Origin of the sequence: uncultured Rikenella sp., assembly GCF_910577125.1 — a bacterium.
Lineage (GTDB): Bacteria > Bacteroidota > Bacteroidia > Bacteroidales > Rikenellaceae > Rikenella.
Genome location: NZ_CAJTMN010000014.1, coordinates 1 through 24561, shown reverse-complemented (window position 1 = coordinate 24561; position 24561 = coordinate 1). Strand labels below are relative to the sequence as shown.

Annotated in this window: 22 protein-coding genes; 8 read left to right on the top strand and 14 right to left on the bottom strand. The window is 60.2% G+C overall.

Annotated elements, in window-relative coordinates; translation table 11 throughout:
- Positions 1 to 75: 75 nt before the first annotated feature.
- The 5 genes from QZ292_RS03120 to rpsL form a co-directional block, all read right to left on the bottom strand.
- Positions 76 to 1155 carry a BF3164 family lipoprotein gene (locus QZ292_RS03120; RefSeq protein WP_294597718.1) on the bottom strand — a complete coding sequence of 360 codons (1080 nt, stop codon included), beginning with the start codon at positions 1153 to 1155 and terminating at the stop codon, positions 76 to 78.
- A 156-nt stretch (positions 1156 to 1311) separates the two neighbouring features.
- Positions 1312 to 1617 (bottom strand): 30S ribosomal protein S10, encoded by a 306-nt coding sequence (rpsJ, locus tag QZ292_RS03115; protein WP_027290546.1) that lies wholly within the window; start codon positions 1615 to 1617, stop codon positions 1312 to 1314.
- Complete coding sequence (gene fusA / locus QZ292_RS03110; protein ID WP_294597716.1) at positions 1617 to 3734, bottom strand: elongation factor G; 2118 nt, start codon at positions 3732 to 3734, stop codon at positions 1617 to 1619. The genes rpsJ and fusA overlap by 1 nt, the downstream gene beginning before the upstream one ends.
- A gap of 27 nt (positions 3735 to 3761) precedes the next feature.
- Complete coding sequence (gene rpsG / locus QZ292_RS03105; RefSeq protein ID WP_294592651.1) at positions 3762 to 4238, bottom strand: 30S ribosomal protein S7; 477 nt, start codon at positions 4236 to 4238, stop codon at positions 3762 to 3764.
- Between the two features lie 119 nt (positions 4239 to 4357).
- A complete protein-coding gene (gene rpsL / locus QZ292_RS03100) occupies positions 4358 to 4747 on the bottom strand; it encodes a 30S ribosomal protein S12 (RefSeq protein WP_294592653.1) in 390 nt (129 codons plus the stop codon).
- Positions 4748 to 4980: 233 nt separating this feature from the next.
- Here rpsL and QZ292_RS03095 point away from each other — a divergent pair, with 233 nt between their 5' ends.
- Entirely contained in the window at positions 4981 to 5370 is a 390-nt protein-coding gene (locus QZ292_RS03095; protein ID WP_294597715.1) for a hypothetical protein, read from the top strand.
- Between the two features lie 85 nt (positions 5371 to 5455).
- Here QZ292_RS03095 and QZ292_RS03090 read toward each other — a convergent pair whose 3' ends face one another.
- Together QZ292_RS03090 and QZ292_RS03085 are read right to left on the bottom strand one after the other, a co-directional pair.
- Positions 5456 to 7264, bottom strand: a complete 1809-nt coding sequence (locus tag QZ292_RS03090; RefSeq protein ID WP_294597712.1) for a U32 family peptidase — start codon at positions 7262 to 7264, stop codon at positions 5456 to 5458.
- Positions 7265 to 7274: 10 nt separating this feature from the next.
- The gene (locus QZ292_RS03085) at positions 7275 to 10118 is read right to left on the bottom strand and encodes a M16 family metallopeptidase (RefSeq protein WP_294597709.1); all 2844 of its coding nucleotides are present in this window, start codon (positions 10116 to 10118) and stop codon (positions 7275 to 7277) included.
- Between the two features lie 119 nt (positions 10119 to 10237).
- Here QZ292_RS03085 and QZ292_RS03080 point away from each other — a divergent pair, with 119 nt between their 5' ends.
- The 4 genes from QZ292_RS03080 to murF are packed head-to-tail and all read left to right on the top strand — an operon-like array spanning position 10238 to position 13629.
- On the top strand, positions 10238 to 10411 hold the full coding sequence (locus tag QZ292_RS03080; RefSeq protein ID WP_294597706.1) for a helix-turn-helix domain-containing protein: 174 nt from the start codon (positions 10238 to 10240) through the stop codon (positions 10409 to 10411).
- Positions 10412 to 10423: 12 nt separating this feature from the next.
- The gene (gene ung / locus QZ292_RS03075) at positions 10424 to 11089 is read left to right on the top strand and encodes a uracil-DNA glycosylase (RefSeq protein WP_294597703.1); all 666 of its coding nucleotides are present in this window, start codon (positions 10424 to 10426) and stop codon (positions 11087 to 11089) included.
- Between the two features lie 43 nt (positions 11090 to 11132).
- A complete protein-coding gene (locus tag QZ292_RS03070) occupies positions 11133 to 12254 on the top strand; it encodes a mannose-1-phosphate guanylyltransferase (RefSeq protein ID WP_294597700.1) in 1122 nt (373 codons plus the stop codon).
- Positions 12220 to 13629, top strand: a complete 1410-nt coding sequence (gene murF, locus QZ292_RS03065; protein WP_294597697.1) for a UDP-N-acetylmuramoyl-tripeptide--D-alanyl-D-alanine ligase — start codon at positions 12220 to 12222, stop codon at positions 13627 to 13629. Before QZ292_RS03070 ends, murF begins: the two co-directional genes overlap by 35 nt.
- Here murF and QZ292_RS03060 read toward each other — a convergent pair.
- The 4 genes from QZ292_RS03060 to QZ292_RS03045 all read right to left on the bottom strand — a co-directional run bounded on the left by QZ292_RS03060 (position 13624) and on the right by QZ292_RS03045 (position 16756).
- Positions 13624 to 14508: a hypothetical protein gene (locus QZ292_RS03060; RefSeq protein ID WP_294597694.1), complete on the bottom strand. Its 885-nt coding sequence runs from the start codon at positions 14506 to 14508 to the stop codon at positions 13624 to 13626. The genes murF and QZ292_RS03060 overlap by 6 nt on opposite strands.
- A 27-nt stretch (positions 14509 to 14535) precedes the next feature.
- The gene (locus QZ292_RS03055; protein WP_294597691.1) at positions 14536 to 15474 is read right to left on the bottom strand and encodes an NAD-dependent epimerase/dehydratase family protein; all 939 of its coding nucleotides are present in this window, start codon (positions 15472 to 15474) and stop codon (positions 14536 to 14538) included.
- 140 nt (positions 15475 to 15614) lie between these two features.
- The gene (panD, locus tag QZ292_RS03050; RefSeq protein WP_294597688.1) at positions 15615 to 15968 is read right to left on the bottom strand and encodes an aspartate 1-decarboxylase; all 354 of its coding nucleotides are present in this window, start codon (positions 15966 to 15968) and stop codon (positions 15615 to 15617) included.
- Between the two features lie 26 nt (positions 15969 to 15994).
- On the bottom strand, positions 15995 to 16756 hold the full coding sequence (locus QZ292_RS03045) for a peptidylprolyl isomerase (RefSeq protein WP_294597686.1): 762 nt from the start codon (positions 16754 to 16756) through the stop codon (positions 15995 to 15997).
- 60 nt (positions 16757 to 16816) lie between these two features.
- Between QZ292_RS03045 and QZ292_RS03040 the strand changes: the two genes are divergently transcribed.
- Both QZ292_RS03040 and QZ292_RS03035 read left to right on the top strand, forming a co-directional pair.
- Entirely contained in the window at positions 16817 to 19117 is a 2301-nt protein-coding gene (locus QZ292_RS03040) for a patatin-like phospholipase family protein (protein ID WP_294597683.1), read from the top strand.
- Between the two features lie 442 nt (positions 19118 to 19559).
- The gene (locus QZ292_RS03035) at positions 19560 to 19796 is read left to right on the top strand and encodes a hypothetical protein (protein ID WP_294597680.1); all 237 of its coding nucleotides are present in this window, start codon (positions 19560 to 19562) and stop codon (positions 19794 to 19796) included.
- Positions 19797 to 20470: 674 nt separating this feature from the next.
- On the opposite strand, the gene frr is transcribed toward QZ292_RS03035, so the two are convergent.
- The 3 genes from frr to rdgB are packed head-to-tail and all read right to left on the bottom strand — an operon-like array spanning position 20471 to position 22412.
- Positions 20471 to 21034: a ribosome recycling factor gene (gene frr / locus QZ292_RS03030; RefSeq protein WP_294597679.1), complete on the bottom strand. Its 564-nt coding sequence runs from the start codon at positions 21032 to 21034 to the stop codon at positions 20471 to 20473.
- Positions 21035 to 21064: 30 nt separating this feature from the next.
- The gene (pyrH, locus tag QZ292_RS03025; protein WP_294597676.1) at positions 21065 to 21790 is read right to left on the bottom strand and encodes a UMP kinase; all 726 of its coding nucleotides are present in this window, start codon (positions 21788 to 21790) and stop codon (positions 21065 to 21067) included.
- 31 nt (positions 21791 to 21821) lie between these two features.
- Positions 21822 to 22412 carry an RdgB/HAM1 family non-canonical purine NTP pyrophosphatase gene (gene rdgB / locus QZ292_RS03020; protein WP_294597674.1) on the bottom strand — a complete coding sequence of 197 codons (591 nt, stop codon included), beginning with the start codon at positions 22410 to 22412 and terminating at the stop codon, positions 21822 to 21824.
- Between the two features lie 73 nt (positions 22413 to 22485).
- On the opposite strand from rdgB, the gene QZ292_RS03015 reads away from it, so the two are divergent.
- Entirely contained in the window at positions 22486 to 23928 is a 1443-nt protein-coding gene (locus tag QZ292_RS03015; protein ID WP_294597671.1) for an arylsulfatase, read from the top strand.
- Positions 23929 to 24561: the final 633 nt, after the last annotated feature.

The following is a 24561-nucleotide window of genomic DNA, read 5'->3' as shown; positions in this document are numbered from 1 at the left end:
GATGTTTCCAAAAGTTCATTTCTGTCAATTCGGCCCAATATACAAGCATTTATCATCATAATACAGAACACCCCATCACTCTTCCGGCAGGGTGAAGGTGCAAAGCTGGTATTCCGCAGTCGGATCGCCGGCAACCACCGTCCGACCGTCGGACAGTATATCAAAACTGTGGAGCGGACGATCCAGCATATAGCTCTTCAGCCAGTTCCCGTCCAAGTCGAAGACGCGCAGGGTACTCCCCTTGACGCCGGACGAGTCGGGCTCGTCCGAATCCTTGAATCGTTCGGCCCGATACATGGCATAAATCCGGTCGCCTACGATTTTCAAGGCCTGGTATCCACTCTTCACACCGAAAACGATCGAATTTCCATCACATTCCACCTCCGGCGGCCCGTCCGGCCCGCGGACAATGCGGTTCAGCGAGGAGTCGCGCAGGTTATATATCTCCAGCACATCTCCCAACTTAGTCCCGAGCACGACCGTCTCGCCGGATGCAGCTGCAACTGCTTGCCAAAGCGTCGCAAGCATTTCCCGTCCGTAATCGGCCACTTGCTCCAGATCTTCAGGACGATACGGAATCGAATAATAGGTTCCGGTGACATTCCCGAGACTGTCGATCCGTATGACCCGCCCAACGGCCGGATCGCCATAAAACCGGGTGAGCACAAACCCGGAGTCCAGTTTCTGGAAACCCGAGGCATAGCTACACGGCCCCTCCGGATAGGGAATTATCCGCGCCGGCAGCCGCTCGCCGCGCACCAAATCGGCCAGTCCATAGACGAACATTCGGGGCGGCCATCCCACGAACACCCGCACGCTGTCGCCATCGACGACATAGCCGGACATGCCGAGCGTTTCGTTAGGCCCCTTGCCCCGGTTGACGAACCGACACAGCGGCCGCAATGCCGGATAACTATAGAGCTGCACAAGCGCCTCGGCCTGATTGGCGTGCCCGTAATCGACCAGAAAGAGCAGGGAGTCCCGCACGGTTATCGAACCAACGTATCCGAGCATCAGGGTGTCGCCGGGCAACGAATCCACATGCACGGCCACCTCGGGCACCTCCCGATCCGCAGAAGATGTCCCTCCGCCGCACGAGGCAAAACCGCACAGCAAAGCTACCGCACAGCCCAAAGCGATTCTATTTTTGTTCATAGCAACAAATGTTTCCCATAACAAATTTAACCGATTTTTCAGACAATTATCCTCTCCCCTCCCCCCCAAAAAAACTCGGAAGCGTCTCCCCTCGCGCAATGCAAGGAGAGACGCTTCCGAACAACATGTAGACGAATTTATAGATGCGAAAAATCCTCAGACTTTAATCTCAACTTCTACCCCGCTCGGGAGTTCGAGTTTCATCAAGGCGTCGATGGTCTTGGAGGTCGAGCTGTAGATGTCCAGAATCCGCTTAAAGGTGGAGAGCTGGAACTGTTCGCGCGACTTCTTGTTGACGAAGGTCGACCGGTTGATGGTGAAGATCTTCTTGTTGGTCGGCAGCGGAATCGGGCCGCTGACCACAGCACCGGTCGATTTCACCGTCTTGACGATCTTTTCGGCGGATTTGTCCACCAGATTGTGATCGTACGATTTGAGTTTTATTCTGATTTTCTGGCTCATTATTCGTCTTCGTTTTTGAATTTACCACTTGCTTTTTCGATGATCTCCTTGGAGACGTTGTTCGGCACGGCTTCGAAGTGCGAGAATTCCATCGAGCTGGTCGCCCGGCCCGACGAAATGGTACGCAGCACGGTCACATAGCCGAACATCTCTGCCAGCGGCACTTTCGCCTTGACCACGCGGGCATTCCCTTTCGTCTCCATCCCGGAGATCTGTCCGCGCCGTTTATTGAGGTCGCCGATGATGTCCCCCATGTTTTCTTCCGGGGTCACTACTTCGACGGCCATGATCGGCTCCATAATCACCGGATTGGCTTTGATGGCTGCGTGCCGGAACCCGTTCCGGGCGCAGATTTCGAACGACAGGGCATCCGAGTCGACCGGGTGGAACGAACCGTCTTTCAAGGTCACCTTCATGGCGTCGATCGGATAGCCGGCCAAGGCGCCGTTTTCCATCGCCGAAGCGAACCCTTTCTGTACAGCCGGGATAAATTCCTTCGGAATGTTCCCCCCTTTGACCACGTCCTCGAATTCCAGCCCGGTGGTTTCCTTGCTCGAAGCCGGCCCGATTTCGAAGATGATGTCGGCGAACTTACCGCGCCCCCCGGTCTGTTTCTTGAACACTTCGCGGTGTTCGTACGTCCCGGTCAAGGCTTCCTTGTAGTTCACCTGCGGTGCGCCCTGGTTGATTTCGACGCCGAATTCGCGTTTCAAGCGGTCGACGATAATTTCGAGGTGGAGTTCACCCATCCCCGAGATGACGGTCTGTCCGGAGTCTTCATCCGTCTTAACCGTAAAGGTCGGGTCTTCTTCAGCCAGTTTCCCGAGCCCTACCCCGAGCTTATCGAGGTCTTTCTGGGTCTTCGGTTCGATGGCGAGCCCGATCACCGGTTCCGGGAAGGTCATGGATTCGAGCACGATCGGATGATTTTCGTCGCACAAGGTATCCCCGGTACGCACGTCCTTGAACCCGACAGCCGCAGCGATATCCCCGGCACCGACGAATTCGATCGGGTTCTGCTTATTGGCGTGCATCTGGTAGATACGCGAGATGCGTTCCTTCTTCCCCGAACGGGAGTTGAAGGTATACGAGCCTGCATCCAGTTTCCCCGAGTAAACGCGGATAAATCCGAGGCGTCCCACGAACGGGTCGGTTGCAATCTTAAAGGCCAAGGCGCAGAACGGGTCCGATTCAGACGGATGGCGTTTGGTCTCTTCGTCCGTCCGCGGGTCGGTACCTACGATCGCTTCCACGTCGAGCGGCGACGGCAGGTATGCGACGATCGAGTCCAGCAAGAGCTGCACCCCCTTGTTCTTGAACGACGAACCGCAGAGCATCGGCACCACCGACATATTGATGGTAGCTTTCCGCAGCGCGACGATGATTTCGTCCGGCGTAATGGCATCCGGATCCTCGAAGAATTTCTCCATCAAGGCATCGTCCGACGCAGCCACCTCTTCGATCAACTTGGCCCGTGCCGCAGCGACCTCTTCTTTCATATTGTCCGGCACCTCTTCGATGTGGTAGTTGTCCCGGACGGTCTTATCGTCGAAGTAGACGTAAGCCCGGTTGTATACCAGGTCGATCACCCCCGCGAACTTGTCTTCGGTACCGATCGGCAGCACTACCGGCACGGCATTCGCCCCGAGCCGTTCGTGCACCTGTGCGCAAACGCTGGAGAAATCGGCGCCCGTCCGGTCCATCTTGTTGACGTAACCGATCCGCGGCACTCCGTATTTATCCGCCTGGCGCCACACGGTCTCAGACTGAGGCTCCACGCCGCCCACCGCGCAGAACGTGGCCACCGCTCCGTCGAGAACGCGCAACGAGCGTTCCACTTCGACGGTAAAGTCCACGTGCCCCGGGGTGTCGATAATGTTGATCTGGTAGGTATTGTCTTTGTAGTTCCAGAAAGCGGTGGTAGCAGCCGAGGTAATGGTAATCCCGCGTTCCTGCTCCTGCGCCATCCAGTCCATGGTCGCACTCCCTTCGTGCGTTTCTCCGATTTTGTGTGTTTTCCCGGTGTAGAACAGGATCCGTTCGGTCGTGGTAGTCTTGCCCGCGTCGATGTGGGCCATGATACCGATATTCCTGGTGAATTTAAGGTCTCTTGCCATAAATTATTGTCCCTGTAATAGTTCCGGTTAGAATCTGAAGTGTGCGAACGCCTTATTGGCTTCCGCCATCCGGTGCATCTCTTCCTTGCGTTTGAATGCGCCGCCTTCTTCATTATATGCCGCCATGATCTCAGCGGCGAGTTTTTCTGCCATCGACCGGCCGGCGCGTTTGCGCGCGAACTGCAGCATGTGGCGGATACTGATGGCCACTTTGCGTTCCGGTCGTACTTCCATCGGTACCTGGAAGGTAGCCCCGCCGACACGCCGAGATTTGACTTCGACCTGCGGGGTGATGTTTTCGAGCGCTTTTTTCCAAATTTCCAAAGGAGCCTTTTCCGTGTCCTTCATCTTCTCGCCTACGATATCTATGGCGTCATAGAAAATACCGTATGCAATACTCTTCTTACCGTCTAACATCAGGCTGTTGACGAACCGCGTTACCTGGGTGTCGCCGAACTTGGGGTCAGGAAGTAGAATTCGCTTTTTAGGCTTCGCTTTTCTCATTTTTCTTTTTGTTTCGCCGCGCAGCGCGATCGGTTTCCGCGGAGGATTCCGGCCGGAGACCGGCGGCTGATGAAATTAGTTTGGTTGTGTGTGTCTGTTCTTATTGAACGGAGAACGGACTATTTCTTAGCCGCTCCCGCTTTCGGGCGTTTGGTTCCGTATTTCGAACGGCGCTGGTTCCGCCCGTCCACGCCGGCCGCATCGAGCGTACCGCGGACGAGGTGATAACGCACCCCCGGCAGGTCTTTCACACGACCGCCGCGCACGAGCACGATGGAGTGTTCCTGCAGGTTGTGTCCTTCGCCCGGGATGTAGGCATTGACCTCTTTCCCGTTGGTCAACCGCACACGGGCGACTTTACGCATCGCCGAGTTCGGTTTCTTCGGCGTGGTGGTGTAGACACGCACGCACACGCCGCGACGCTGCGGACAAGCTTCCAAAGCCGGAGCTTTGCTCTTGAACGCCACGTCTTTCCTTCCTTTACGTACTAACTGTTGGATAGTTGGCATTTTGTCGTTTCTCTTTGTTTTTTAAAAAATTACACAAAATCGGTCTGCAAAGATACGCACTGTTTTTTGATTTTCAATACTTTCTTAGAGATTTCCCGCAAGATTTTTCGGACGACCGTTCCTCCGGACAGGGAAAAAGAGTCCGGCAACGGGCATATTCCGTCCGAAAAAATGCTTCGACCAACAAAAAGCCGTAGCTTTGCAGCTGTTTAACTCACCTTATCCAAAATCTTATGAAAAAATTCGATTTTCGCCGGTGGTTCCTGCTCCTGTGCACGGGACTCTTCTCTGTCCTGACATTCGCCGGTTGCACCGACGACAAAGAACAGGATTATCTCTACTCGATCGGCATCAACCAGTACCAGTATACCAGCATCGGGTCCGGAGCCGGAATGCTGGAACCGCTGACCTACCTGAGTTCGCTGAACATTGCGGAAAACTTCACGGTCACGAGCGAAAGCCGGGAAGAGGCCGACGCAGAGGCCGTCGCGCGATTCAATCAGGAGATGGGAAAAATCGACGCGGAACGGATCAGCGCTTTCGAGCCTATATTTATCGAATACGCATTGACTTCGATCGACGGCAGCACGATCGCCACCCGATCATTCGGCACCAAGGAATAGGCCGGTTCCCAACCGTCCGACAGCATCGCTCCCGTACCGGATACCGGTACGGGAGCGATTCGTTTCCGGATGATTCTTCCGCGGACTATTTTTCACCCCTTCCGCGGTAGATGACGGCCATCTCGCACACGGCGCACCGAAATTCGAGTTCCAGCCGCACGCCGTTGTTCTCCAGAAAGAGCCGCCGCCCCCGCTCCTCGGGATGCTCCCGCAGGCAGAGCCCCAGCTCGCGCCGGATGCAGTAGGGCGTCCGCATCACTTCGCGTCCCTCGAGCACCGGTTCCGACTGTGCCTCCAGCGCCTTTTCCACCGCCTCGAATCCCGCCTCGCGATAGAACCGCTCGGCCACGGCGTTGGCGATATTGGCCCGGAAATCCCGTTCGAGCCCCGGCGGCACGACCGGCGGGGTCGCAGGCCGCACGTAAGGTTCCGGCCGCCGGTAAGCCTCCGTCCGGGCCGCCAGAAGCGCTGCGAGCAGCTCCCGCCGCAAGGCGTTCAGCCCGGCGGCGGGAACGAACGGCAGCCCACCCTCCCGCGCCACCTCCACGCCGGAGATTTCGAAGATCGTCCCGCCCCCTTTCGAAAAGGCCTGCCGGATATTCCGCTCCGCCAGCTCCCGGTTCGCTGCCGGCTCGTACCCTTCCGGCAGCGAAACGGCCGCAGAAATTCCCGTCTCGTCCCGGGCCGACACCACCGGAGGCGCGAACCGGACAACAGTCGCCAGCCGCCGCACGGCCGAAGGACGAAACGACCGGTCGAGGTTCCGGAAGAGCTCCGTCCCCGGCGGCAGAGCGACCGCCTTGTTCAGCACGAGCCGGTTTCCCTCGGCCCGGTTCACCGAACACCCCTCCAACAGCCCGACAGGAGTCCGGAAACAGAGCCCGTCTCCGTTGTGAATCGCCACGTCCGGCCTCAACTTCACGGTCAGCACGGCGCCGTCGCTTCGGGAGACCGCACCGACCGGCTCGCCCATCGACCGGGTCTCGGGAGCCGCTACGCCAGCCCGTTTGCCATCGAAAAACCAAGTGGTGAATCCCCGCGAGAAGCTCTTTTCGGGATTGGGATCGAAATCGCACGTCACGCACCCCGCCGACACGCGCTCCACCCCCAGTGCCTCCAGCCGGCGGTGGTAATAAGCGGTATTATTGACCACATAGTCGGCCTCTTTGAGCCGCCCTTCGATTTTGAGTGAACAGACGCCGGCTCCGACCAGTTCGTCGAGCCGCCCGCCGAGGTTCAGGTCGCGCACCGAGAGCAACGCCCGGTCGCGCACGAGCCGTTCGCCCCGATCGTCATACAAGTCGTATCGCGCGCGACACGGTTGGGCACAGCCGCCCCGGTTGCCTCCCCGACCGCACAAGGCGTGCCCCAGATAGCACTGTCCGCTGTACGAAACGCAGACGGCTCCGTGCACGAAGGCCTCCAGCTCGACCTCGTCGGGCAGAGCGGCCCGGATGGCCCGGATCTGCGCCAGCGACGCGCCCCGCTCCAGCACAATACGCGAAAAGCCTGACTCGGCGAGAAAGCGCGCCCGTTCCGGCGTCAGGTTGAAGGTCTGCGTCGAGGCGTGCAACGCCACCGGCGGCAGATCCATCCGCAGGAATGCCATGTCCTGCACGATCAGCGCGTCGACGCCGGCCTCGTACGCCGCCCAGGCGGTCTCCCGCGCCGCAGGGAGCTCGTCGTCGAACAGCAGGGTGTTCATCGTCAGATAGACCCGCGCACCGAACCCGTGGGCATACTCCGCCAGCGCCGCAATGTCGCTCATGGCGTTGCCGGCCGCCACCCGCGCGCCGAACCGCTCGGCACCGATATAGACGGCGTCGGCTCCGGCATCGATCGCTGCTTTTCCGATTTCGGCCGTCCCGGCCGGAGCCAGCAATTCGACTTTCATAACCCCCGATTTACTTCCCGCACGGTTCCTCGGGCAGCTGCACAAGGGTGCAGACATTCCCCTGTCCGAAAGCCGCCGCGGCAGCGGCCCGCACCGATTCCGGAGTCAAAGCCTGCACCGCCGCTTCGTACCCGTCGTAACGGTCGTTGTCGTGCAGGTACCAGCTGGTCAGGTAGCCGATCCACGTCCCGTTGTGAATCAATCCGTCGCGATGCCGCTTGAGGAAAAACTCCTTCGTCCGGGTCAGCTCGTCGGCCGTGACGCCGTCGGCCACCAGGGCCTGAATCTCCTCGCCGACCAGCGGCAGCAGCTCGCCGATCTTGGCCGTGTCGGTCTCGAAAAAAATCTGATAGGCGAACCGGGGCAGGGGCTCTTTCTGATAAGTGAGCGACACGCCCACGCCGTAGGTCCCGCCCCGCTCCTCGCGAATCTTCCGGGTATAGCGCATCTCCAGCATATAGCGGATCGCCTCCAGCTCGATGCTCCGCGTCAGGGTGTAGGGCAGCTCGCCGGAGTAGAGCTCGACGGCAGTCACTTTCGGTGTCTGGATCGGCGTCTTGTACATGTTCTGGACGATGCCCGGCACCGGCACTATGATATGCCGTCCCCACCGCGGCGCCTTGCCGCGCTTCGAAGGCAACGAGCCGAGGTACTTCTCGGCCAGCGGCCGCAGCGAATCGGGAGCGATGTTTCCCACGAAGACGAAGGTCATCCCGTCGGCATTGGAGAAGAAGTGCCGGTAGAGCTCCCCGGTACGCTCCAGCGACACGGTGTCCAGCACCTTCGCGCTCAACTGCATGAAGGTGCGCGGATTATGCCCGTAGACCGTCTGCAACAGACTGTCCTGCAAGATGTAGTTCGGATTCTGCGTCACGCCGGGCAGCATCGAGCGGTAGCGATCCATCATCACGTTCCAGTCGCTACGCTCGAACCTCGGCGCCGTATAATAGAGATAGACGAGCTGCAGCATCGTCTCGATATCGCGCGGCGAGCAGCTTCCGCCGAAGCCCTGCGAGAGCGATCCGACGGAGGGCATCACACCGGCCCGACGCCCCGCCAGACAGCGATCCAGCTCCGTACGCGAGAGGTTCCCCACCCCCGTCGTCGCCAGATAAGAGGGCAGCATCCCGAGATTATACAGGTCGACCACCTCTGCGACCGTCGTCGTCCCGCCCCGCTGGAAGGCGTTCATCTGCACCTCGTCGGCCTTCAGCTGCGTCGGCTTCACGATCACCCGCACGCCGTTCTTCAGCATCCAGACCGTCGAGCCGAACCTCCCGGCCGTCGTTTTCGCCACCGGCGCCCCCGACAGCCCCGAAGCGTCCATCAACTCGCCGCTCGTCGCCGCCTCTTCCTCCGGATCGAAAGCCAGGCTGTTCACCCGGTCGATCACCTCCCGCACCTCCGCTTCGGTCGGAAGCGGATATTTCTCATCCTCGCGCATCGAGATCAGCACCGCGCTGTTGCGCTCCCGCACCCATCCGGCCGCCACGCGGTTCACATCCTCGAGCGAGACGGCATCGAGTATCCGCCGGGTGACCGCCATATCCTGTTCCGGCGTCAGATACGGCTCCCCGCTCTCGAAATGGCGCATGTATTCGGAAACGAATTCGCCGTTTTTCCGGTCGTTCCGGTTCTCGAAGTAGCTCTCGGTCTGACGCATGATTTCGAGTTTGGCCCGCTCCAGCTCCGATGCGACGAAACCGTTGGCCCGCATCCGGCAAAGCTCGGTGTACAAGGCTTCGAGGGTGCGCAGCGCCTCGCCGTCGCGCGCCGAGCCCGCCACGAAAAAGGCATCGAACGGCCGCACGACGGTGGAATAGCTGCACCCGGCGCTCCGGAAGGGCGCCCCCTCCAGCCGCGACTGATCGACCAGCCGGATGTTCAGCATCCGCGTGGCCAGCGAACGGACATACTGGTGCCACAGCCGCTCCATCCCGTCGTACCGATCCTGAAGCGGCTCTTCGCGAAAGATCAGTTCGACCGACGTGCCGGTCAGCTCGGGATCCGAGACGACCGAGACGAGCGGCCGTTCGTTATCCTCGACCGTCACCACCGCCTTCGGCGTCCGCACGGCTGCGGCCGGCAGGTCGGCCATCGTCCGCCTCAACCGCCGCTCCATGCTGTCCACGTCGAAATCCCCCACGATAAAGAAAGCCTGCAAGTCGGGCCGGTACCACTTCCGGTAGAAATCCCGCAGCTCGTCGTAGGCAAAACTCCGAATCACCTCCCGATTGCCGATCACGTTGCGCCGGGCGTAGAGCGATCCGTTGAACAGCACGGGCGCCTGCCGTTCGAACACCCGCCGACCGGCCGAATTGCCCTGCCTCCACTCTTCCTCGATCACGCCGCGCTCCTTGTCGATATCGGCGGTGTCGAGCGTGATCCGCCCGGCCCAGTCGTGGAGAATCAGGAGGGCGGAGTCGACGATTCCGTCGCGGGTCAGCGGCACGTCGGTGATCATATAGGTCGTGGACTCCTGCCCGGTGGCGGCATTGAGGTTCTCGCCGAACCGCACGCCGATGCCCGACAGCCAGTCGATCATCGAGTTGCCCGGAAAGTGTTCCGACCCGTTGAAAGCCATGTGTTCGAGGAAGTGAGCCAGCCCGTTCTGCGCGTCGGTCTCCTGAATCGCCCCCACCTTATAATAGATGTGGAAATCGGCCCGCTGTGCCGGTTTGTCGTTGTGTTTCAGGTAATAGGTGATGCCGTTGGGCAGTGTGCCGACCCGGACGCTGCTGTCCACGGGCGCCGCCTCGCCGGCCGCAGGCCGCTGGGCATGCACCCCGGCCGTACCGACCGCGACAGCCGCCGAAACGAAAAACCGCACGAAATTTCGAAACCTGAGATTCATAGGGATGTGTTTTGTTTTTAATGCACCGGTAAATTCGTCCTAAAATTACTTTTTTTTCTAATTTTACGCTCGAACTTTTTTCGCTCTTCGTGCGGAAGAGCCCCAAAAACACTGAAATCATGAACGAAGAAAAAGTATTCGAAGCCTTGAAAAAGAGCGGCGCGCCGATGAAATCGGCCGAGATCGCCGAAGCGACCGGTCTGCCGAAAGCCGAAGTGGACAAAGCCATCAAAAATCTGGTCAAAGCAGGCCGGGCCGAGTCGCCGAAACGCTGCTTTTACGCCGCCAAATAAACCCGCTCGCAGATGGCCCGCGTCAGAATAGACCCCTCGTGGCAGGCGCTGCTGAGCGAGGAGTTCGAACAGCCCTACTTCGAGCAGCTGACCGCTTTCGTGCGGGAGGCGTATCAGACCCACGTGGTTTTTCCGCCGGCGGCGAACATTTTCCGGGCATTCGACTGCTGTCCAGCCGACCGGCTGAAAGTGGTCATTATCGGCCAGGATCCGTACCACAACGTGGGGCAGGCCAACGGACTCTGCTTCTCGGTGGCCGCCGGGACACAGTTCCCGCCGTCGCTGCAGAACATCCTCAAGGAGGTGAGCGACGACACCGGAGCGCCCTATCCCGAGACGGGAGAACTCGACCGATGGGCCGAGCAGGGCGTCCTGATGCTCAACTCGGTGCTGACCGTACAGGCGCACACCCCCACCTCGCATGCGGGGAAGGGCTGGGAAGAGTTTACGGACGCCGTGGTGCGGACGATCGCCCGACAGAAGAGACACATCGTCTATATGCTCTGGGGATCGTACGCCCAGCGGAAAGCGGCCGTGGTCGATCCGGCCGAGAACTGCATCCTGACCGCTCCGCACCCGTCGCCGCTGTCCGCCTTCCGGGGCTTCTTCGGCTGCAAACACTTCAGCCGCGCGAACGAATACCTCGTCTCGACGGGACAGACCCCGATCGTCTGGTAACGGACGGCCCGGACAGACTGACACACACAATAAACCTATCCTCATGAATCCGACTCCGGAGACCCAAATCCGATCGAATACCTACTGCGTCATCATGGCCGGCGGCATCGGCAGCCGTTTCTGGCCCCTCAGCAAAAACCGGATGCCCAAACAGTTCCTCGACGTGCTCGGCACCGGCAAGAGCTTCATCCGCTGCACGTTCGAACGTTTGCTGCCGCTGGTTCCGGTCGAAAATTTTCTGGTCGTGACCAGCGGACTCTACCGCGACCTCGTGCTGGAGCACCTGCCGGAGCTCCGCCCCGAACAGGTGCTCACCGAACCCGTGCGGCGCAACACCGCCCCGTGCGTGGCCTACGCCACCTACCGGATCGCGGCGCGGAACCCGGAGGCCACGATGATCGTCGCCCCGTCGGACCACCTCATCACCGGCGAAGCGGAATTCCAGGCGATCGTCCGCGAAGGAATCGACTTCGTCTCGGGTACCGACAACCTGATGACCATCGGCATCCGTCCCTCGCGGCCGGAGACGGGGTACGGCTATATCCAGATCGACACCGAACCGCATGAAGAGACGGCCGGGACGGAGGTGCGCAAGGTGAAGACCTTCACCGAGAAGCCCAATGCCGAGATGGCCCGGATTTTCGTCGAGAGCGGCGAATTTTTCTGGAACTCGGGCATTTTCATCTGGTCGGTACGGGGCATTCTCGACGCCTTCCAGCGGTGGCTGCCGGAGATGAACGCCACCTTCGCCGGAGGGACGGGACGATTCGGGACGGAAAAGGAACAGGCCTTCATCGACACGATCTACCCGGCCTGCGAAAACATCTCGATCGACTACGGCATCATGGAAAAGTCGCCGAACGTCTATGTCCGCTGCGGCGACTTCGGCTGGAGCGACATCGGGACATGGGGCTCGCTCTACCAGCACGCCGCACGGGACGAACAGGGGAACGCCTTCTGCGGAGGCGGCGAGGTGCTGGGATACGAGACGACGGGAACGGTGGTGAACATTCCGGCCGGCAAGATCGCGGTGGTCGAGGGGCTGAAGGACTACTTAGTGGTGGAGAAGGACAACGCCCTGCTGATCTGCCGCCGCGAAAACGAACAGAATATCCGAAACTACGTGGAAGATGTCAAATACCGGTTTGGGGAAGAGTTTGTCTGAGCTCTATGAGCTCTACCGCGAGAACGGCGGTGCGGTGACCACCGACAGCAGGGCTGTCGGTGCGTTGTCCGCACCGATTTTCTTCGCCCTGAAAGGCGAAAACTTCGACGGCAACGACTACGCCATGCAGGCGATAGCGGATGGCGCTTGCGCCGCCGTTGTGCACGACCGGTTACCCAAGGGGATTAAACCGGCATCGCCGGAGGCGGCTAAATACTTCGTGGTGAAAGATACGCTGGCGGCGCTGCAGGAGCTGGCGGCTTACCACCGGCAGATGCTGGGCCTTCCGGTGATCGCCCTGACGGGGAGCAACGGCAAGACGACGACCAAGGAGCTGATCGCCCGCGTCCTGCGGACGAAGTATCGGGTGGCGTGTACGCTGGGGAATCTGAACAATCACATCGGCGTGCCGCTGACCCTGCTCTCCATAACCGACGAAGACGACGTGGCGATCGTGGAGATGGGAGCCAATCATCGGGGCGAGATTGCGGCCTTGTGCGGGATTGCGGCAGCGAATATCGGACTGATTACCAACGTGGGGCGGGCGCACTTAGAGGGATTCGGCGGACCGGAGGGGGTGCGCTTGGGGAAAGGGGAGCTGTACGACTATCTGGCCGCGCACGGCGGGACGGCGCTCTACCCGACGGACGATCCGACACTGGCGGAGATGGCGGCCGAACGCTTTTCCGCAGATACCGGCCATGGGGCGACTGTAGGCTACTCGGCGGGAGCGTTCGGCATCGCTGCGGTCGGGAGCGATCCGCTGACGCTGAGTACTCCGAACGGCGAGGTACAGACCCACCTGACGGGAACGTACAACCTGGCGAACGTGGCGGCCGCGGTGGCGGCGGGAGATTACTTCGGGATAGCCGTGCCGGACGCTTTGGCTGCGGTGGCGACGTACGAACCGGACAACAACCGCTCGCAGGTGACCCGGTCGCAGCATGGGACGGGGAACACTTTATATCAGGATGCCTACAACGCCAATCCGTCGAGCATGCGGGTCGCACTGGACAACTTCCTGACGTTGCCGGACAAAGGTTTCGAGGGGGGGAAGGTACTGATTCTGGGCGATATGCGCGAGCTCGGCCCATTCGCAGGGGAAGAACATCGGGCGATTATCGACCGGATTGCCGGGACTGCTGCAACCTCTTCTGCCGGCCTGACGTGCTATCTGGTCGGCCCGGAATTTTCGGCGGCCCTCGCCGCGTCCAACACCTCGAAAAGCGAAAAGTCACTGATTATGCGTGCGTTCGCGAACGCGACAGAATTGACGGCCGCTGTCGAAAGCGGCGAAATAACGATTCGGAACGCACAAGTGTTGGTCAAAGGATCGCGCGGGATGACGTTAGAGAAGCTCTACCCGCTACTATAGCGTCGCTCCGGTCAGCCTCCGGTCGATCAGAATCCCCTGAAAAAACCGCTCGGCCACGAGCAACCCCTCCGGCTTCGACCGCGGATAGGCGACCATGAAATACCAGACCGTATGTCCGTACTGCGCCATCAGCGCCCGGAACTCGAACGCCTCCACCCCTAACAGATAGCTCCCCGACAAGCTCCGCGCCCGCACGTTCGGCACCGAGTAGTCGTTCCGGTAGAACTCGAACCCCTGCAGGCCGTTCTCCTGCAACATGTCGAGCAGAATCTGCCGCGTCGCGATGTCGCGATCCACCCCGAAATCGGGTCGATAGTCGATCCGGCTGGCCGTCACGCTCACCGTCCCGGCCTCGGCCCAGCGCCGGCTCACCGCCCCCAGCACCACCTGTCGCTCCGTCGTGTCGGCCGTCAGCCGGTCGTTCTGCCGCTGGAGCGAGTCGACCGAAAACTCCGCAACCGCCTCCAGCGGATACGGAAATTTGAGCGTCGCCCCCAAATCTTCGTAATAGGCGACCGGCCACGCCTGCTTCAACAGCGCGTCGATCGACGCACTCCGCCGATAACGGTTCCACATCCCATACCCAACGAATCCCAAGACCGTCAGCACCACCGCCGCGCCCACCGCCCACGCCGCCCGCCGTAAAGCCCGCCCCCGCACGATGGCGCGTCCGATGCGCCGCTGCTCCCTCGCCCCCCGGATCGCCGTGTCGCTCACCGCCATCTCGCTCAGATAGGCCTGGAAATCCTCTTCCGGATGGCGTTTGCTCCACTCCGGATAACTGTTGCCCATCTTGCGCCGACACGCCGGACAAAAAACCATATAGGCCGAACGGATTTCGACCAGTTTCCCGCAGCGATCGCACTTGATATGAGGCATACAGAACTCCTTTCCCGATAACGATACCTATCCTTTCAAACGCCGCCCCAGCACCTCGAGCATGTCCGCCGTCATCTCCGGCAGCCCCCACTTGGGCGACCACCCCCACTCCTCGCGCGCCACGCTGTCGTCCATCCGGTTGGGCCACCCGTCCGAAATCGCATCCTTCACCGGGTCGATCTCATAGACCATCTCGAACTCCGGCAGGTGCTTCCTGATTTCGGCATAGATCATCTCCGGCGAGAAGCTCATCGCAGCCACGTTATACCCGTTCCGATGCTTCAGCCGCGCCGGGTCGGCCTCCATCAGCCCCACCATCGCATCCAGCACGTCCGGCATGTAGATCATGTCCATAAAGCGGTCGTGCGGCACCGGGCACACGAACCGCTCGCCCCGCAAAGCGGCGTAAAAGATCTCGACGGCATAGTCCGTCGTCCCGCCGCCCGGCAGCGCCTGCGACGAGATGACCCCCGGCAGCCGCACGCTGCGCGCGTCGACCCCGAACCGCTGGTGGTAGTAGTTTCCGAGCAGCTCGCCCGCCACCTTGCAGACCCCGTAGATCGTCGTCGGGTGCATCGGCGTGTCCTGCGGCGTCCCGTCCTTCGGCGCATCGGGCCCGAAAGCGCCGATCGAGCTGGGGGTAAAGACCGCGCAATGATATTCCCGGGCCACCTCCAGGGCATTTATCAGGGCCCCCATATTCACCCGCCAGGCCTTTTGCGGATTGGCCTCGCCGGTCGCCGAGAGCAGCGCCACGAGGTTGAAAATCGTATCGATCCCGTCCTCGCGCACCACCCGGGCCACCGCCTCGATATCGAGCGCATCGAGGTGGACGAAGTCGTTATCCTCGCGATCGCCGTGAATATCGGCCGCAATGACCTGATGCTGTCCGTAAATGCCCCTCAGGTGCTCGGTCAGCTCCGAACCGATCTGTCCGCCCGCACCTACGATCAATATTTTTTTCATGGTGTCAGTTTCGTTTTTCGGAGAGCAAATTTATCCGTTTTTCTCCTTTTTCGAAACGGTCGGCCCGAAATTTTTCCACGAAAAAAGCGTTTCCGGTCCGCCCCAGCGACCGAAAACGCTACCTGTTGATTTTCAATGGATTATCTAACGATCCGATTGGTATCGGTGTCCGGAAAGACGACGCTCGGCCGGAAAGTTTTCGCCTCCTCGAACTCCATGATGCCGTAGGACATGATAATCACCACATCACCCACGGCCACCCGCCGCGCCGCCGCGCCGTTCACGCAGATGCAGCCGCTCCCCGCCTCGCCCTCGATGACGTAGGTCTCGAACCGCTCGCCGTTGTGGTTGTCGACGATCTGCACCTTCTCGCCCGCAATGATGTTGGCCGCCTCCATCAACGCCTTGTCGATGGTGATGCTGCCGACGTAATCGAGGTTGGCCTCGGTCACGCGCACGCGATGAATTTTCGATTTCAGTACCTCTATTTGCATACGAATTCCGCTTTTGAATCCTCCGTTTACCGATCCCGACGCCGGTCTTTGACCACCTTGACGGTCATGCTCTTGATATAGACATCCTCGTTTTTCGGCCGATCCTGCGAATCGGTCGGCAGTTTCGAGATCCTCGTCACGTGCCCCATCCCGCCGATCACCTCGCCGAAGACGGTATAGCTGCCGTCCAGATGCGGCGCGCCGCCCACCGTACGATAGATCCGTTCCCGCTGCGGCGTGATCTGCGCCCCCGCCGGATCGGCCGCACCGTCGGCGATCCGGCGCCGGGCAGCGGTCAGCGTACTGTCGTTATGCACCCGCCCCGTGACGATATAGAACTGCGAGCCGGACGACCTCCGCTCCGGATTGAGCGCATCGCCCTCGCGCGCCGCGGCGATCGCTCCGCGGCGGTGGTAGTGGCGCGGCACGATCTCCGCATCGAGCTTATACCCCGCGTCGTGCTCGCCGTAGACCGTCACCTGCGACCCTTCGATGCTCTTCGGGTCGCCCGTCTGAATCATGAAATCGCGGATCACGCGGTGGAACAGCAGGTTGTCGTAGAACCCCCGCTCCGCGAGCCGGACGAAGTTGTCGCGGTGGATCGGCGTATCGTTGTAGAGGCGGAACCGCACCGTCCCCCGCGAGGTCTTCATCTTCACGACATAGTGCGCCCCCTGCCCGGCCACCAGATTACGGGCCGCCAGGGCGGAACCGGTTCCGAACCCCGCGAAGAGGGTGAGCAACCCCAGTCCGAAAATTTTTACTAACTTTATCCTTGTTTTTGTCATCGGTCGAGCAGTGAAATTTCGCAGACAAATGTATTAATTTCCCGTAAAATGCGGGCCATCATGAAACGATTTCTTATCCTCTGCCTTTTTCTGTCCCTCTGGTCCGGCGCGCACGGCCAGCGTGTGGGAGTGGTGCTGAGCGGCGGCGGCGCGAAGGGGTTGTACCACGTGGGGATACTCAAGGCACTGGAGGAAAACAACATCCCGATCGACTACATCTCGGGGGCGTCGATGGGGGCGATCGTCGGGGGGATGTATGCGGCGGGCTATTCGCCGGACGAGATGATCCGTTTCTTCATCACCGACAGCGTCCAGCGATGGCTGTCGGCCAAGAGCTCCGACCTCGACAACAACTACTATTTCAAGAAGTTCGAACCGACGCCGACCATGATCACGGTGCGGTTCGACCCCAAGGCATCGAAAAAGGCGGCCCTTCAGCTGCCGACCAATCTGGTTTCGCCCTATCTGCTGGACTTGGCCTTCATCCGGATGCTCTACCCGGCTTCGGGCGCGGCGGGCAACGATTTCGACAGCCTGATGGTGCCGTTCCGGTGCAACGCCTCGGACGTGTACGACAAGGAGACGGTGGTCTTCGACCGGGGCAGCCTGCCGTTCGCCATCCGGGCTTCGATGACCATTCCGCTGGTCTTCAAGCCGCTCTCGCGGGACAGCATCGTGCTCTTCGACGGGGGCCTGTACAACAACTATCCGTGGCAGCCGCTCGACTCGGCCTTCCATCCGGATATCCTGATCGGCGGCATCTGCGCCTCGAACTACGAAGCCCCGACGGCCGACAATATCGTCGAGCAGGTCAGCGTCATGGCGACAGGAAAGACCGATTACTCGCTGCGCGACAGCCTCGACATCGAGATCCGGCGCAAATTCAAGGAGGTGGGGGTGCTGGACTACGACAAGGCGAGCTACATCATCGCCCGGGGATACGAGGACGCCATGCGGCAGATGCCGCTGATCCGCGAACGGATCGCACGCCGGGTTTCGGACGAGGAGATCGCGGCCAAACGCGCCGCCTTCCGGGCGAAACTCAAACCGCTGATCTTCGACGAGATCCGGATCGAAGGGCTGACACCGAAACAGACGCAGTACGTCTACCGGCAGTTAGGGGTTCGACCCAATCAGATCTTCGACCTGGCTTACTTCGAGCGCAAATACAAGCAGATTCTGGCGGGAGGCATCTTTTCGGGCGACTTCCCGGAGGTGACTTACGACCCGGAAAGCGGATTTTTCAAACTCAGACTCCGGATGCACACCCAGGCGAGCCTCCGGTTCTCGTTGGGCGGGAACATCTCGTCCACGGCGCTGAACCAGGGTTTCGCGGCGCTGAACTACCAGACGGTGGGCCGCAATGTCTCGACCTACGGCATCCAGGGCTTCTTCGGGACGTTCTACAACTCGGTGATGGTGGGCGGACGGCACGACATCTACACCAACTTCCCGTTCTTCGTCAACTACAGCTACTCGTACGAGGATTTCGACTACCAGGCGAACCACATGAGCCGCTACTACCGCAACCGGGAGTGGCGCTACCGGACGCGGCACGCCAATACGTTCGTGACGACGATCGCCATTCCGATGCCGATGATCGAGAATGCGGCTTTCCGCGGCCATCTGGCCCTGGGGGGCACAGAGGACTACTATTTCCAGCGGGAGTTCACCAACATGGAGAAACCGGACCGAAGCACGTTCACCTATGCGACGCTCTCGGCAGAGGTGCAGCAGCGTTCGATGAACCATACGCTCTATCCGAACCTCGGAAAAGAACACGTCTTTCAGCTGCGCTTTACGGAGGGTCTGGAAAGTTTCCGCTCGGGCGTATTCGGCGATGCGCTGCCGCCCTACCGGAAACACAACCGGAACTGGGTCGAGGTGCGCTACCGCTACGAGCAATATATTCCTGTCGCAAAGTGGTTTACGTTCGGTTTTCTGGGCGAGGCGACGGTTTCGAACCACCCGTCGTTCGAAAATCCTCTGGCGACGGCCTTTTCGTTGCCGGCCTTCCAGCCGATTCCGCTGATGCGGACGATGTTCATGCCGGAATACCGTTCGAGTTCGTATGTCGGCGCAGGGATCATCCCGGTCTTCAATATCGTCAACAACCTCTATATCAAATCGTACGCCTACGCCTTCGTGCCGCAGGAGGTGGTCTACGACCACGGATGGACGGGAGGCGAGATCTGGAGCCGGCTGCGCCACCGTTCGGAATTCGTCTTCGGGGGTTCGCTGGTCTACCAGACGTTCATCGGGCCGGCATCGCTGACGCTCAACAAATACAGCACGGGGCGGAGGAACTGGCAGCTGGCTTTCAACTTCGGATACACCCTCTTCTCCTCGCACAGGTTCTGAGGTTTCCCCAAGGCATGCGACAGAGACACAGCTCCCTCAGCCTGTTGTCCACCGCGGCACGCGAGGCCTGCGGAGCCTGGGGCGTAACGTAGCTATCATAAAGTTTTTCCGGTCCTCTTTGTTCACAACCGACACTGCCAACGAGTGCAATGCGAACGTAGTTTGCGAATTGCCGAGCGGCGAGGAGGAAAACGAGCGCAGCGAAGTTAAAGAGAACGGTTCACTCCCGTAAAAAAGTCGCCCGCCCGCGCAAAGAGGGATTTCACTCGTTTTGCGGTGAGCAAAATCGAGAAGAAATCCCGGCGGGTGACTTAAAAAGCCCGCACGCCTTTAAGTGACTTAAAAAGCCCGCACGCCTTTAAATGGAACATTCCCTTATTATTCCGATGGAGTTGTCGGGGAATCTTATGGAGCAGGTCAATACAAGGCGACCAACGGTCGGTTGTACAAGGTAAGCAGCGATGGCACTGCGGGAACCCCGCTTGCCTGGTACCCCGCCCCGGGCTACCGCCACAATAACACGGGTGAATCCGGTAATGGCGGCAATGGTGGTTATAACTGGTCTTCGACGGTCCGCGACACCTATGGTATACGTTTGGATTTCGGCATAATGTGGCTCAATCCCGGTTATGCCTATAGTCGCGGCTACGGTTTTTCGTTGCGTTGCCTCTCGGAATAAACGGTGCGTGTCGCACTCACAATTGGCAGCCTCTACCCCAATAAGCAACCTCTACTCCAGTTTACCGACACAGCCGCAGCGAAACGCAGTTTCGCCCGTCCACGGGACGTGGGGCCTGCGGTGGGCAGATGGCCGTGTCAGCCCAAATCTTCGAACTGTTCTCTATTTGCGCGCCTGGGCGATTCATTCTCTTTCGGCCCATCGTCGAAACAGTTGAATCGCATCTTTAAGCGTGGCACACGAATAATTAGAACATAATAACGGCCGCGCGGGCCCCACTTATAATAAGGCGAAGAAAGCCCTAACAAAACACCCAACGGGTGCGGGGACGAGCGATGCTTACGCATCGCTGCGGCTGTATCGGCCCAAAGCTTCGCACCGTTCTCTGTTCGCGCGCCTTGGCGATTCATTCTGTTTCGGCTTATCGCCGAAACAGTTGAATCGCCTCCTTAGGCGTCGGCGCGCGGTTGAGCTCCGAACCGGACGGAACTGCCCTACGCGGGCGGCGGCCGGGTGACCCCGGCAGGACGGAGCGATACTACGTATCGCTTACTTGGTTGCTGTACCCCGCCCTTTGTCTACGCCCAGAATCCTTGTAAACCAGAACATCCCGAAAACGAAAGAGGACGGTGCGAAACCGTCCTCTTCGACATCTGCTAACAAAGCCGTACCGACTACACTGTCATAATCTCCTTTTCCTTCACCGTCAGCACCTCGTCAATCCGTTTGGAGAAACCGTCCACGATCTTCTGCACCTCGTCCTCGCCGTCCTTCGCCACGTCTTCCGGCAGACCGTCCGCCTTGACCGCCTTTTTGATCGCCTCGATCGCATCGCGACGAACCCCGCGCAACGCCACCCGGCACGTCTCCGCCTCCGCCTTGATCTGCTTCATGAGCTCCTTGCGCCGCTCCTCGGTCAGCGGCGGCACGTTGAGCCGAATCGTCTCCCCGTTGTTCGACGGCGTCATCCCCAGGTTGGAGTTGATGATCGCCTTCTCGATCGGCGCCAGCAGGTTCTTGTCCCACGGCTGAATCAGAATCGTCCGCGCATCCGGCACCGTCACGCTGGCCACCTGATTGACCGGCATCTGCGCCCCGTACGACTCCACCATCACCCCGTTCAGTACGTTCGGACTCGCCTTGCCCGCCTTGATCGCCGCGATCTCCGATTCGAAATGCGCGAAAGCCTTGTCCATACGCGGCATCGCCGCATCGATGATTGCTCTTTTCTGTCCCATATGTTTGTCGTTCTTATTTATTTTCGGAGATTAATTGTGCACGAGCGTCCCGACCTCCGCCAAAGCGCCCTCCTCAGCCAGCACCCGTTCCAGGTTGCCCGGCGTATCCATGTCGAAGACGATGATCGGCAGGCGGTTCTCCATGCACATCGTAAAGGCCGTCAGGTCCATCACTTTCAGGCGTTTTTCGATCACCTCGGCGAACGTAATCCGGTCGTACTTCACCGCCGCGGGATCCTTCTCCGGGTCAGCCGTATAGACCCCGTCGACCCTGGTTCCCTTGAGCAGCACATCCGCCTCGATCTCCACCCCGCGCAGCGCCGACGCCGTATCGGTCGTAAAGAACGGATTTCCCGTCCCCCCGCCGATAATCACCACATACCCCTCGCGCATCAGCTCCAGCGCCCGGAACTTGGAGTAGATGCCCGCCCCCACCGGCCCCATCGGAATCGAGGTCAGCACACAGGCCCTTCCCCCCGCATTCTCGATCGCCGACTGCAAGGCCAGCGAGTTGATGACCGTCGCCAGCATCCCCATCTGATCCCCCCGCACCCGGTCGAAGCCTTTCCCGACCCCCGTCATCCCGCGGAAAATATTCCCCCCTCCGATCACGATCCCGATCTGCACCCCCGCCTCGGCCACCGTCCGAATTTGAGCGGCATACGAAGCCAGCACCTCCGGATCCAGCCCGTACCCCTGTTTTCCCTGAAGCGATTCGCCGCTGAGTTTCAGCAATATCCTTTTATATTTCGCCATCTTTTCCAAAAGATTAAATTACTCCCGTACCTCATTCCGCATCCAGGAACTCGATGAGCCGCGCCGTCGCCCGTCCGCGATGGCTGATCCGGTTTTTGAGCTCCGGCGCCATCTCGGCAAAAGTCTCGGCATACCCCTCCGGCCGGAAAACCGGGTCGTAGCCGAACCCCTCCGTGCCGCTCTTTTCGAGCGTGATCTCGCCGTTCACAATCCCCTCGAAGAGGTGCTCCTCGCCGTTCCGAATCAGCGCGATCACCGTCCGGAAACGCGCCCGTCGATTTTGCTGCCCCTTCAGCCGCCTGAGCAGCAAGGCCATATTATCCGCCGAGGCATGCCCTTCGCCCGCCCCGTTCACCGCCGCATAGCGCGCCGAGAAGACACCCGGCTCCCCGCCCAGCGCTTCGACCTCCAGCCCCGTATCGTCGGCAAAGCAGTCCAGCCCCGTCCGTTCGTAGATATAGCGCGCCTTTTGGAGCGCATTCCCCTCCAGCGTCGGCTGGTTTTCCGGAATCTCCTCCGTCACCCCGTGATCCGCCGGAATCGACACCTCGGCCCGGTCACCGAGCATCGCCTGTATCTCTTTCAACTTGTTCCGATTGCCCGTAGCGAAGATGATTTTCATGTCCTGATTCGATTCGACGAGGCGAATTTAACGAAAATTTACTACATTGCCGCCTCTCAAAAAACGAAATCACGTGAGACACCTCTCCGAATGGAGCCTGTTGATGGCCGCTGCCGCCGCACTGCCGCTCCCCGCATCCGCCAAAGGAGGCAAAACGTCCTCCGCACCGGCCGACACCGCTGCACGGCGCCTGCCGAACATCGTCTTCGTCCTGACCGACGACCTCGGGATCGGCGACATCGGGGCCTACGGACAGCGCACCATTCCGACCCCGCACATCGATTCGCTGGCCCGAGCCGGGATGCAGTTCATGCAGCATTACGCCGGTTCGACCGTTTCGGCGCCGAGCCGCGCGGTGCTGCTGACCGGCAAACACACCGGCCACTCGGGCATCCGCGGCAACGGCGAACGGACGCTGGAGGACGGAACGGTCTACGACTATTCGCTGCCGGCCGAGGAGGTGACCGTGGCCGAGATCCTGCGTTCGAAAGGCTACGCCACGGGGATCACCGGCAAGTGGGGCCTCGGCGGCTATCCCGAAGAGGGGGGCGCGGGAAATCAGGGATTCGACTACTTTTTCGGCCATCAGGCCCAGCTCGACGCACACCACTACTATCCGAAAAAGCTCTACGAAAACGGCACCAAAATCGAATTGGACGGCACCCAATATTCCGACGAATTGACCACTCGGCAGGCCTTGTCGTTCATCGACCGGAGCGTGGCGACGGGCCGGCCGTTCTTCCTGGAGTTCGCCACCACGCTGCCTCACGCCGAGCTGGTTCTGCCGGCCGAAGAGATGAAACCGTTCGAAGGCCGGTTTCTCGAAACGCCGTTCGAGGGGAACTGGTACGGGGCTCAGCCGCAGCCGCGGGCGGCTTTCGCAGCGATGGTCAAACGGATCGACGACAATGTGGGCCGTCTGGCGGCCAAGCTGCGCGAGACGGAGCAACTCGACAACACGATTTTCATCTTCAGCTCCGACAACGGCACGCACGTCGAGGGGGGGCACGACCCGAACTACTTCAACAGCAACTCCTTATACCGGGGCACTAAGCGCGACCTCTACGAAGGGGGTATCCGGACGCCGTTCATCGTGGTGTGGCCGGGACACGTCGCGCCGGGGAGCGTAAGCTACCATGTTTCGGCTTTCTGGGACTTTCTGCCGACGGTGTGCGACATCGTGGGGGCAGAGGTGCCGCGGGGCGTGGACGGCATCTCGATGCTCCCGGAATGGACGGGCGAGGGCGAACAGCCGAAGCACGATTATCTCTATTTCGAGTTCCACGAAGAGGGGGGCAAACAGGCGGTGATCCGCGACAACTGGAAACTGATCCGTCTGAATGCCAAACGGTTGTCCGACGACCCGACGAAGGTGCGCTATGAGCTTTACAACCTCTCGCGCGACCCGAAAGAGCTGCGCGACGTGGCTTCGAAATATCCGGGCAAGGTCATCGAGTTGACGGCCATTATGGACAAAGCGCGCACGGAGTCGAAAAATCCGGCGTGGAACTTCTGACAAAGCACTCTTCCGGCGCGCGGACAAAGCATAGGGTGAAGCTAACAGGTTAGCGATACGTAGTATCGCTCCGTCCCGCCGGGGCGCCCATCGGGCGTTTTATTGGGGTTCTCTTTGCCTTATTGACCGGCCGCCGCCCGCGTAGGGCAGTTCTATCCTGTTAGGGTAAAGGCGGCCAATTGGGAGTGCGGCACGCACCGCCCGCCCGGCGGAAGGGCAGTACCCTCAAGCCAACCGCGCGCCGACGCCTAAAGAGGGAAATCGTCAAAATGTGTCGGCACATTTTGACAAGATTTCCAAAGCGCGCGGCCAGAGAATAGGGCGAAGCGAATAAGTAAGCGATACGCAGTATCGCTCTGTCCTGCCGGGGTCACCCGGACGCCGCCCGCGCAGGGCAGTTCTATCCTGTTAGGGTAGAAGCAGCCCTGTCGGAGTGCCCGAAGGCACCGCGCGCCCCGCCTTAAGAGGGAAATCGTCAAAATGTGTCGGCACATTTTGACAAGATTTCCCAAGGCGCGCGGACAGAGAACTGAACGAAAACTTGGGCTGAGCGAAAAGTGGAAATGCGTAAGCATTTCCCCGTCCACGGGACGTGGGGCCCGCGCGGCCCGAGCGCAGTACCCTCCTGTTGAC